Origin of the sequence: Clostridium bornimense (assembly GCF_000577895.1) — a bacterium.
GTDB classification, from domain to species: domain Bacteria; phylum Bacillota; class Clostridia; order Clostridiales; family Clostridiaceae; genus Clostridium_AN; species Clostridium_AN bornimense.
Window position 1 is genome coordinate 1,391,646 of record NZ_HG917868.1, and the last position, 11,819, is coordinate 1,403,464.

8 protein-coding genes and 1 pseudogene are annotated in these 11,819 nt (G+C 25.7%); all 9 read right to left on the minus strand.

Going from position 1 to position 11,819, the window contains the following annotated elements; genetic code table 11:
• Positions 1 to 200 precede the first annotated feature (200 nt).
• Positions 201 to 326: pseudogene (locus CM240_RS18210) on the minus strand (abortive infection system antitoxin AbiGi family protein); the annotation flags it as partial.
• Positions 327 to 377: 51 nt separating this feature from the next.
• Positions 378 to 2,894: an AAA family ATPase gene (locus CM240_RS06155; RefSeq protein ID WP_044037463.1), complete on the minus strand. Its 2,517-nt coding sequence runs from the start codon at positions 2,892 to 2,894 to the stop codon at positions 378 to 380.
• A gap of 10 nt (positions 2,895 to 2,904) precedes the next feature.
• Positions 2,905 to 3,426, minus strand: a complete 522-nt coding sequence (locus CM240_RS06160) for a hypothetical protein (protein WP_044037465.1) — start codon at positions 3,424 to 3,426, stop codon at positions 2,905 to 2,907.
• A complete protein-coding gene (locus tag CM240_RS06165; RefSeq protein ID WP_044037466.1) occupies positions 3,392 to 4,990 on the minus strand; it encodes a hypothetical protein in 1,599 nt (532 codons plus the stop codon). Before CM240_RS06165 ends, CM240_RS06160 begins: the two co-directional genes overlap by 35 nt.
• A gap of 93 nt (positions 4,991 to 5,083) precedes the next feature.
• The gene (locus CM240_RS06170) at positions 5,084 to 6,538 is read right to left on the minus strand and encodes a TnsD family Tn7-like transposition protein (RefSeq protein WP_044037468.1); all 1,455 of its coding nucleotides are present in this window, start codon (positions 6,536 to 6,538) and stop codon (positions 5,084 to 5,086) included.
• Positions 6,539 to 6,540: 2 nt separating this feature from the next.
• Positions 6,541 to 8,163, minus strand: a complete 1,623-nt coding sequence (locus CM240_RS06175) for an ATP-binding protein (protein ID WP_044037470.1) — start codon at positions 8,161 to 8,163, stop codon at positions 6,541 to 6,543.
• Positions 8,156 to 10,303 (minus strand): Mu transposase C-terminal domain-containing protein, encoded by a 2,148-nt coding sequence (locus CM240_RS06180; RefSeq protein WP_044037472.1) that lies wholly within the window; start codon positions 10,301 to 10,303, stop codon positions 8,156 to 8,158. Before CM240_RS06180 ends, CM240_RS06175 begins: the two co-directional genes overlap by 8 nt.
• Positions 10,293 to 11,072: a heteromeric transposase endonuclease subunit TnsA gene (locus CM240_RS06185; RefSeq protein WP_051483728.1), complete on the minus strand. Its 780-nt coding sequence runs from the start codon at positions 11,070 to 11,072 to the stop codon at positions 10,293 to 10,295. Before CM240_RS06185 ends, CM240_RS06180 begins: the two co-directional genes overlap by 11 nt.
• A gap of 96 nt (positions 11,073 to 11,168) precedes the next feature.
• On the minus strand, positions 11,169 to 11,753 hold the full coding sequence (locus CM240_RS06190) for a recombinase family protein (protein WP_044039789.1): 585 nt from the start codon (positions 11,751 to 11,753) through the stop codon (positions 11,169 to 11,171).
• Positions 11,754 to 11,819 lie beyond the last annotated feature (66 nt).

Here is an 11,819-nt window from a genome sequence, read left to right on the forward strand (position 1 = left end):
TTCATGCTTTTAACTTGAAATTTCATTTGATTTTTATCTTGATTTAGACGCAAAAAAGCCCCGCATTTTGTTCTTAAGAACTCCCTGCGGGGCGTATTCCCTATCTATTTTTCCCGAACTTTTTTATGACGTTGGGGAGGTTTTTTATTAGATGGGGATTTTTTTTATTATCATACATAGATTCGATTTAATATTCATATCTAAATTAATAATCTTTTATAATGTATTGGATTTATACCTTGCTCAATTCCCAATTCCTTCGTTACGCCAATTCCATAATAACCATAATAATTAATATGATTGTTAATTTTTAATAACGAAATATAACAAAAACATACTTAACAGTATACTTTATAAAATTTCAATATATATACCTATTAAAGTACCCTCTCATATCTTCCTTGACCTTGAAAATTATAATTACATATTGGAATATTAAAACTTTTGATTTTATGCATTATCAATTTTTCTAAATCATTGTCACAAGTAGAAATAATTAATTGATCAATAAATCTCTCATCTTCATCATTTTCTAATTCAAACCTAATTAAATCAATAAATGATATTATATTTAAATCGTCCATTGTTTGTATTGGTTCATCCATTAAATAACACTTCAAGTTACCATCATTTAACAACGCCTTAGATAAAAAAATAGATATTGAAAGTGTTGAAAGTTGACCTGCACTTAAAATATTTCCAAATGGAAGTGGTTTATCGTTTGAATCTATAATTTCCAACTCAGATAATTTTTGTCCATTCCCTCTCTTTAATCTTATTTCTTTTATATTTGTATTTCTCGTAATTTTACGATATATCTTATCCAATGGTTCTGCTATTCTTTCTATTTCTTTCTTTTCATTATCTTTGATTGTTTTATTAACTTCCTTTATAATACTCTTTAATTTAGTCACTTGCTTTTCTATATCACCAATTTCTTTTTGTTTCTCTTTCTCAATTTTTTGAAATTCAATAATTTGCTGATAAACATTATTTTTATTAATTAAACAATTAATGAACTTACATATATTCAGTTTAGTTTCTATATTTTTCAAATCCTCCTCTTCAATATTTACTTCTGATATGTTTTCTAACTTTATATTTTGATTTTCAAATTCTTTAATGATCTTAGTTAATAATTTTACCTGCTCATCTATATTGAGTGTAGCATATCCCTTTAATCTTTCTTTAAATTTTTCTATAGAAGGTAAATCAAGCATTTCTAAACTGTTTATTGTTTGTTCCTCGCAAGAACTATCAATTTTCAACCCTTTAATTTCTTGCTCATAGAATAATTTTTGTATTAAAATTTTCTCTTTATTAATATCACTCATATTTAGTAACATACATATACTGTATATATTATCCAATTCTTTATTTAACTCCAAAATGTCGTCATAATATTTAATCAACTCTTGAAATTTTGATGTTAATAAACCACTAACTTTTTTTAATATATTGTTATTTTCCATTTCTATAGTTTTAATTTTTTTTATAATTTCTTGTCTTTCTATATCTTTTTCACCTAAAAAAGTTTTTGCAATAGTACCTATTTCACTATTTTTGAATTCTTCACTTCCACATACAGGGCATTTATTGTTTGCATTTCTATACTCTTTTAATGTATCAGTATTATCTATTATATACCTCATTACGAGCATAACAGGGCTATTTGTATCATATAATGATTTTCTTTCATTGTACAAACTTTTCTTATCTAAATTACTTTTTATATTGTTTTTATATTCTAATAAGATCTTTATATTACCCTTACCTATAAACTCCTTTATTTTGTCTTCTTGAATTATTTCATCTAAAATAATCTCTATATTATCTAATGATAATGAATTCTTTACCTTATTATAAAGGATTTCACTTTTATCTTTTTCTTCTTTAATTTCTCGAATGTTTATTCCTTTCATTTTTTCAATTATATGCAACTTCGAATTATATTCATTTTCTAATTGCTCTAATAATATTAAATTATATTCATACTTTAATTTTGAATTTAATTTTTCTGTATTATCTTTAATTTTCAAATAATATATGCTCTGTAAAATTGCTATCTGATTGTTTAAATTTTTCTGCGAATCAATATTAGTGTTCTCAATAAATTCATAAGGTGTAACAACTTCTTCATTAAATACTCTATTCTTAGGGTATTCTTCTCTTAAATCAGAATTTATCCCTTCCATTTCTTTACTTAAATTCTCATATTTATTCCTTTCAGAAATAATTTTCTCCATTTCTTTTTCTGAATTCAATTTTTCTTCCAATAAATTTTCCTTAATAGTAACTAATCTATCTTTAATAATATTTGCTTCTTTAAATTCTGTGTACAAACAAGAAAATATTTCATATATCTCTTTTCTTCCTTTTGAATAAAGTTCGACATTTTTATCGTATGAGCATATAAAATTATCATAGAAATTTTCTATCGTATCAATTAGATATGATCTCAATTCTTCTCTAATATCTCCATCTTCGCTTTCAATGTCTGGCATGAAATTAAGTTTTAATCCTTCAACTTCACTATCAACTACAATATACTCTCTTTTTAAATTCATTTCTTTTTCCTTATAAAGTATATTAAGTTTCACATAAATTTCATTGTCTATGCTATTTGTATTTTTAATTAATCCTTTGTCTGAATCCTGGATTTGTTGTTCTTTTGAAGTAGGACATCTCTTTATGTAATCATTATAAACTCTTTTTACTGTTCCAGTTAAACACCATTCTATAGCCTCTAATAATGAAGTCTTTCCATACCCATTTGCACCAGATAATAAAATTAAGTTATTGGGTTTATTATTACTTGTAAAATCGAACTGTTTCTCGCCTTCATATCCCCTAAAATTTTTAATATAAACCTTCTTAATATATAAATTCTTCATATCAAAGCACCTACTTACTTAACAATTCTTTTTTTATTAATTCTAAATCAAAATCTTCTTTTATAAGCTCTTGATAAATATTATCTGTATGTAAAACTTTTACAAGTTCTTTTTTTAAACTATTAGAATTCACATCACTTTTGCTCAAATTAATCTTATTAAACGGTAATAAGTCAATGCAGTTCTCATTATCTAAATCTAAGAATATTTTCCTACAAATATGTGAATCTCTTTCAAATTTAAATATATATTTATTAACTTCATCTCTATTAACTTGTGAAGATTTATATGGAATTAAGAGATTTATATTATATCTTAGAATTTCGTTATCACTCCAATTTTGAAACCAAAGAATTTTTTTTTGATACTTATCTATTAATTCTACATTGATTAATCCTTCAAATAGTATGTATGCTTCTTTATTATCTTTGATAAACACTTCACTAAATACTTCGGTATCTCTTCCTATTATTAGTTTAGATTTATTGAAACCATAACTAACCAAAAGTTTTTCTATTTTTATCTTGTCCATTTTTATTACACCTCTCACAAAATATGCAATTAACCTTACTATTATCAAAAGGATTATTTTGATTAAGACATTCCATACATTCTATATAATAATGATTATTATATGGTTCTTTTATATCTACATCCATTTGTTCTGGCTTACATATATCTAAATCATATACAGTATCTCCAATATCCAAATTATCAAAATACCATACTTTAGGCTTTATATTTGATTTTATTATTCTATCTAAAATAACTCCATGCTCATATTCAGGATTATCATATGTTTTGGGTAATAACACACACTTTCTTTTTTCATTTGGATGTTCAAATAATATTATTTCAGTTTGAAAATTCAGCATAATATCAATATTATTTATATCATAAACTTTGTTTTTAACATTATCATCAATAAACTTTAATATTCTTTTAACATATGATTTTAAATAAGGTTGTTTCGTAGACAAATACCCATATTCTTCAATTAAGTTGAATTTATAGTATTCTTCCTCACTTACAGTATCCTCCATAGATATAGTATTTACCAACTTATACCTATTTGATTTATCCTTTAGCATTAATCCAAGTTCTTCAAATAATTTATCAGCATATTTATAGTAACTATCTTTCAACAACTCCTCTATCTCATTATCATCTTTTCCTTCACGTTTTAACTTTGATATGAACTCTTCTATTACCTTTTCTATTGCTTTTATAATATTGGATTTGATTAAATTATAAGCAATGTTATTTTCATTATTACAAATTTCCTTTATATGAGTTATCACATCACTTATAGTTATCCTTCTAATATCTTTTTTCTTCTTTTTGCTTTGCCACTCATTTATTATAAAATTTATTGCAACTGAATAAAGAATATCTGTTTTCTCTTTTTCTGGGAATATTGAAAACTCATCCTTAAACACATCATCTAATCTTTTTTTTATAAGGTTGATTAAATTTAATCTATTTTCAGTCCAAGAAATAATTAAGCTATTTTTCAAAAAAAATTCTAAATCTTCATCAGAATGATATTTATTTATAACCTCTATCACTCTTTTTAAATGATTCTCACTATTCTCGCCATCTGATTTATCATCCTCTAATTCACTTATGGCAGCTGTATTTATTGTTTCTATAAAATTATTTATTACTTTTCTACCTTCTATCTCAATATCTTTTTTACTAAAATCAATTTTTTTAGCAGTACTAAAAAAGATGCCACATTTTATATCTACTTTTTCTGTTGAACAATTTGATAAATATAAGTAATCATAGTATAAATCAAGAATTACGTCCCAATATTTAAATTCTTTAGTAGTTGATGAATATTTAACTTGTGCTAATCGAACATATTTTTTATCTAATAAAGTAAAATTCTTTATATAATCTTCAATAACTTCAACTTGATATATTACTTGTATATCTTTATACAATTCATTAAATAAATCATCATTTGTACCATGACATAACATATCATATAACGTTAAATCAAACTGATATAAATATCCCCAAATTGAATAATCTGCTTTTCTTTTTATTTCTAATTTATCTAAGCTTTCTATACATTCATCAACATTCATCTTTTTTTCTCCCTGCATGTAAAATACTATAGTCAACATTATAGCATTTTTTATGTTATTTTGTAAATTTTTACTTAACATCCATAATAAAATTTACCTAATTCCTGCCTTTCTCATTACAATCCATTCACTTTCTCCATTGATAGTCACATTTTCTCTTACCCACTTAACTCTTCTATCCTGAAATTGCTTAACTGATTCACACTTTTTCTGCAAATACTCTTTTGTCATAGGCATTTTATCTAAGGATTTTTGTAATAAATATATCTTTCCTATTTTCCTTCCAACGGCTCCAACAGTAACTCTCTCTGGTTTTTCCTTGCTATTATAAATAGATTTTACTGCTTTCCTAACTTTACTTAATATTTCTTCATCTCTCTTTTGCCAATCAATTCTTTTACTATTCATACAACCATTCTTTTTAGGAGAATTATCAGTAAGCCATTTTCTATCGTATTTGTTCAACCATCTATAAGTAGAAAAATCAAGTTTTCTTACAAAACTTATATTCTTATTAGGATATTTTTTTCTTAATTCCAACCACTTTTCTCTAAATATTTTTTTCTCTTCATCATTTTTATCAGAACGCTTATTATCTTTTCTAACTTCCATATATTCAGAATCAAACAGTTCATCAATATCAATATTTAAATATTCAATCATTAGCAAATGTTGTATTGGATGAAAACTCTTTCGATGCTTTCTTGTAATAGTTGTTACCCAATTATATTTATCATTTAAGTCAAAACTACAACCTAAAAGAGATAAATAATCTTCACTATAGTAACCCTTAAAATCTCTTAATAAATCTTGTTGATAAATTTTTACTCTACTTTCAGCCATTCCTTTTTCTATTAATGATTTTAAGTAATATTCCCTAAAAAAATTCATTTCTTTAAACTGATATTTTTCATTCATAATTTTATTTAAATTCATAATAAATCTCTCTTGATGCTCTATCATCATATTATTAAATCCAACGATGCTTTCATCGTTATTTCCTATGCTAAATTCTAAATTTAAATATTCTTGCCTATTCTTTACTTCAGTAGATTTTTTACAAATATATAATTTACACATATGATTTGGGCATATAAAAATTCCTGGAATCTGATGATTTAAATGCCAGAATGCCTCTCCAAATACACTTCTATCGCTTTTAACACATTCTGGGCAATATTTTAACGAGAAATCATTTTTCATTTTATTTCCACACATTCCTAATGAAGCAAATATCAACGATCCGTTCCCATTAGCCATTAAATTATATATATAATCTGCCTTTTCCTTTGTTAAAAAGCAAGTATAGTATTTATATAAAGTATTATTAAAAATGATATCATTTGTTGTAAATGAATGATTATTAGGTATATTTTTTAATAATAAATCAATATTAGCAGGTAGTTCTCTACCTGCTGTTACTGATGTAGTATTAAATAAATCTCTCAATGTATCTTTAGAATTTAAATTTGCACTATAAATATGATATCGTGAAATAGTGCTATAGAAAGTTTCTCCCTCATATGGTGTAGGAAAAAATGTAGCCATAATTAAATAACCTCCGCTAATAAACTATCAAAATCACTTATATAATTATTATTTTTTAATCCACTATATATTGATTGCCCTTCTTTTTTACACTTTTGGGCTATATATCTTATATCATTTTCATCACTAATTCTACTTTTAACTTTTTTCAGTCTTGTAGTTTCTTTTATAAATTTCTTCTCTGGCTTCATAAGTAAATTTAACATTGTTCGTGTAAGCTTATTAATATCTTTTTCTCCTATATCAATAACCTGCTCCAGATACACATTTATTTCATCTTCTTCAAATCCCAATTCTAAAAGCTTAATTGTTACTTCTTTTTTTAAATCAAAACTTTGTATGTTATTTTTTTCTTCTTTTACCTTTTTAAATTGTTCTATTGTGTTATTTAGATTAATCTGATTTTGTTCATTATTAATAAAATTAGATACATCTAATACCATAATATCATTATATAAAGATAACCCTTTACCTCCATTTTTTAATGATTGTAGCATAGGCCTTACCAATTTTAAATTTTCATCAGCTACTTTTTTTATTAGCTTAGAAGTAATAGTCTCTTTCCTTGAAGATATGGCTCTTACTTGAGCCATAAAAAATAGTTTAATACAAATATCTATTATTCCTTGGCATTCATCAAACAATACATTACTTATTTCTTCTGTTAATGGTTGTGGATTTCTAACCCACTGATAGTCCCATAATCCCTCAATTAATAATTGCCACTGACTATCTTTTTTTAATCTATCCCATACAAAATCTCCTTGACCTCTACGAGCTTGTCTAAATTCTCCTTGCAATATTGGCATTGCTTTAGGTGTACCGACCAATATAACTGGAATTGATAAATTAATTAGAGAAACAAAATAATTTAGCATCTTCTCTGAGCCCCCACTTTTGGCCAAACTTAAGTTTTGTATTTCATCAACGACAAGTAAACCCAATCCAATATTTCTTGCTATTTGATTTATTATAGGCAACATTGCATTTGCTGACAATCTGGCCATACTATATTTTTCAAAATAATTTGTTGATAATATTCTATCTACACTTGAAAAAAACTCTAAACAAAGTGCTTTAAGTGACCCATCAAATGGACAATCAATCTTTAAATAAGTTAATTGTGTCATACAAAATGGTTTTTCTTTATATTTTGTATGTAAAATCACTTGAGGTATAGTATTCAATATTTTTGATAACACAGTAGATTTACCCATCCCACTTACCCCTATAAGTGAAAAACCATTCGAAGTTGTTACATAATTATTTGTTGTAATTTGTTTATTTAAAATATCTTTATAACCATTATTTAATTCTTTAATATAATTGGACTTAAGCGGATTTCTCATTACATATCCAGTTCTTATAATTCGTGATATTCTGCTCTCTAATTCCAAATGTACTGGTAATGGTTGAAAATATTGAAATACCCTCTGAATTAAATGTAATCTAATATGATCATCATAGTTTCTTTCTTCTGTATTAAACTCTGGATAACACGCTATTTTATTTATAACATCTATTTTATTAAATATTGGTGGAAGGGCTTCTATAAAAGGATTCCCTCTATATTCATTAACTAACTGTTCATTATAGTAAGCATCAACAGTAAAATTATTATTCATTTAATTTTTCTCCTTTTTGTTTATTTCTTAATAACATCATATCTTCATCTTCTCCATCTTCTAATTTGGGATATTGTATTATATTTGCAGATTCCATTGTTACACTATCTTCTATAACAAAAGCGTCTTCTTTTCTACATACAATTTTCTCTGCATTTCTATTTGCTCTTATTCCTATAAGGTTAGAACTATTTAATTTAATATCTTTTGCTTCTTCCCTTGCTTTATTCACTACCATTTCTATTTCTTCAATTAAATTTATTCTCTTCTCAACTTCATCAACTTCTATATTTTTAAGCATCAATAATTCTTTTTTCCTAAGATATTCAATTTCTTCAATTGTTTTATCTAAATATCTATATTCTTTTTTTAATAAAAAGCATTTTTCATACTTTTCTCCACTCCTATCTAACCAGTAAATATTATTAAGATTTCGTGGATCATAAGCTACATCTATTCTAATTCTCCCACTTTTCTTTGAACGAGCAATTTCAAATAATCCTTCCTTTATTGCAGTTACTGAGCTATAAAAAATTCCTTTAAATTTAATTCCTTTTTCTGTTATAGTTGCTTTATCTCTTGGCATTAAACTAAGTTTAATAAAGTCTTCAGATGCAGTTTTCAATGTACCACTCTTATTTTTTATTCCCCAATTCCACAAATTGATTGGTATTGGAAGAACATCCTCCTGAATCATTCCTTTTTCTCTTCTATATCCCTTTAATACATTATGGTTATTATGATATAAGATGGATAAAATAACTACCTTAGTAAACTCTTTTATATTTAAAATAGCATCATACCTATAATCTTTTGCACCACGCAATCTAAAGTCTGGATTTATAGCACCTGGCATTAATGGTTTAGTTTTTAAGTTTAATAATCGAAAATGCTGTTCTACAATAGGTTTCCATTGGGCAAAATATGGAGGTGTATTAGATACTTTAATTCCTAAATTATCTGTTAAATAATCTGCATTAAAACCAGCTATTTCTCCTCTATCTCCTATAATTGAATAAGGAATATACTTACATGGCCATTCATCTTCCTCTATCTCAATATCATATTCCTTACAAAATTGAACTTTTCCAGTCATAGCATTTGCTAATGCTCCCATTGCTCCAACCCATGATGGTCCTTCTAATGTAACATTAATTCCAGTAACTAAACGAGAATATGTATCTATAACAATATAAATTACAGGTCTACCTATTATCCATTCTTTATTAAACCTTGAAACTAAATATACATCACCAATAGTAGCATCAATTTGATATTCCATGCCTGGCCCTACTACTAAATCATTAACAGTATTAAGTACAGCACTATGTTTTTGAAAAAATACCCTTCCACCATTTCTACTTGTAATTTCTTTCTTCAAATCTCGCTCCTTATGAAACCAATATCTAAATTGAGCTAATGATGGTATATTTTTTCTATCCTTAATAATTAATTCACTATTTTCTTTTCCATTTATTATTTTTTCACTGAAATACTCTTTTAACATTAAATAATAAGCAGTAGTAAGTGAGTTTTTGTTTTGATTATTATAAAATCTGTTAATTGATGTTCTAAAAATCTTTTTAATATTTTCATCTACATTAATTCCGTTATTTTCACCATGTACCCTCGGTCTACCTCTCTTTAATTCTCCTGCTGCTTTATTTTTATCTTTACCCCCACATTTATAAGTATCAGGAAGTAATGAATTTGGAGTCATCCCACGCTTCCAATATCTTTTTATGTAATCTTCTGCTGTTCTTCTACTAATTTCATGTTTCTCTATAACTTTATTCATATATTTATTACGTTCAGATGTTATAAATATATTTGGTTCTCCTATATATTGATAAAATTCCATAATAACATTAAAAGCCTTATTTCTCTTATTTATATCCTTTTGACTTAACTCATTTGCATTAATTACTCTATTATAAATTTCATTTGTAATGAATTTAACCCTATTTTCCTTTATATCTATAGCAAAGTCAGATAACTTAACTTCATGGGGCCACGATTTATCAAATATATTTATTAAAAAAACCGCATCTGCATCTTCTGAAACCCATAAAATTCTATGTATCTCCTTCTCATCTTCATTTATTTTTATCAGACTATTTACGTTTAAGCTACAATACATGCTTTTCTACCTCTCCATCTTTATAATTAATCTGTAATTTATCTGATAACATATCAATGTTAATTGGCTTGTATAAATCTATAGTAATTTCATTATTAATTATCATTCTTTTAAATATTGCTAATGATGTTCCTAAAGATAATGATAATTCCTTATCAACATTATCCAATATTTCTTTTATAGGACATTTATTGGATATTATCTTATTCGATATTACATTTTTAATGTAATTTTCCTCATTGCCTCTAATATCTACCCCTCCTAAATATAACCACTTTATATTGTTTATCTTAACAATAGGAATATCTTTATTAGTAATGACAGACCATCGTATATTCTTTTTATTCCAATATCTTCTCTCTACTTCAAGCTTCTCTAACAATAAATCTCTATATAATTCTGTCTCGTTTCTAACTGATATAGCTATGTATTTTTCTTTACAACCACCCTTTAATGTAACAACAAAAGTAGTTGTAAATATATACTCTTCTCCCGTCTTTTTATCAGTGAACTTTTTCAGTTTAATATCTGATAGGTCCTCAACTACTTCATGAAGATCTATCAATGGATAATGTTCTTTTATATCTATTATTCTCTCTTCAAAGTCAAGCAAATAAAATATATTTGTCTCTAAATCACTTAAAAGATGGTGTACTCTATTAGTTGTTCTCCCTTTTATTCGAGAAACACGTCCTCGAGATGCAAAATCTTGAATTTTTATACCTGGAACATATTCTCTACCATTAACTTCTAATAACTTATTTTCCATAACTATTCCCCCTGTTTCCTAAAAAATCAAAATAAAAAAGCTATATACTGTAGTCAACATTACTCATTTTTTTTAAGTAATTATTGTGTATATAGCTTAAATATTCTTAATATCACATCTATTTTCTTCAAATTCCCTTTTCAATTTATAAAAAGTAGTTCTTTTTAATTTCAACATTTTCATAGCTTTTGTTGCTGTAATTTCTCTTAATTTATATTTACTATAAATATCATTCCATTCATTAGGAAAATCAATTTTTTTTCTTCCTTTATATATACCTTTTTCTTTAGCTATTCTTATCCCTTCTTTTTGACGCTCTAATAAACATTCTCTCTCAAATTGATATATACTACCAATTATCCCCAGCATCATTCTTCCAGATGGAGTTTGCGTGTCTATGTTCTCTTTAAGAGATATCAAGTTAGCTTTTTTTATTGTTGTAATATGTTCTACTAAATCCAATAAATCTTTTGTGCTCCTTGCAAGTCTACTAAAACTTTCAATATAAAGATTATCTCCTTCTCTTATAAATTCAAGCATATTCTTTAATTCTGGTCTATTGGTATTCTTCCCACTACATTTATCCAAAAATATTTTTTCTATTCCTCTATCCTCCATCGCTTTTATTTGTCTTGCTTCATTTTGGGTTGAATCTGATATTCTTATATAAGCAACATCCATAATCATACTTCCTCCTAACATTTTTATTCGTTTAAGTTCTTAAAATATCAAAATACTTGTTCATTT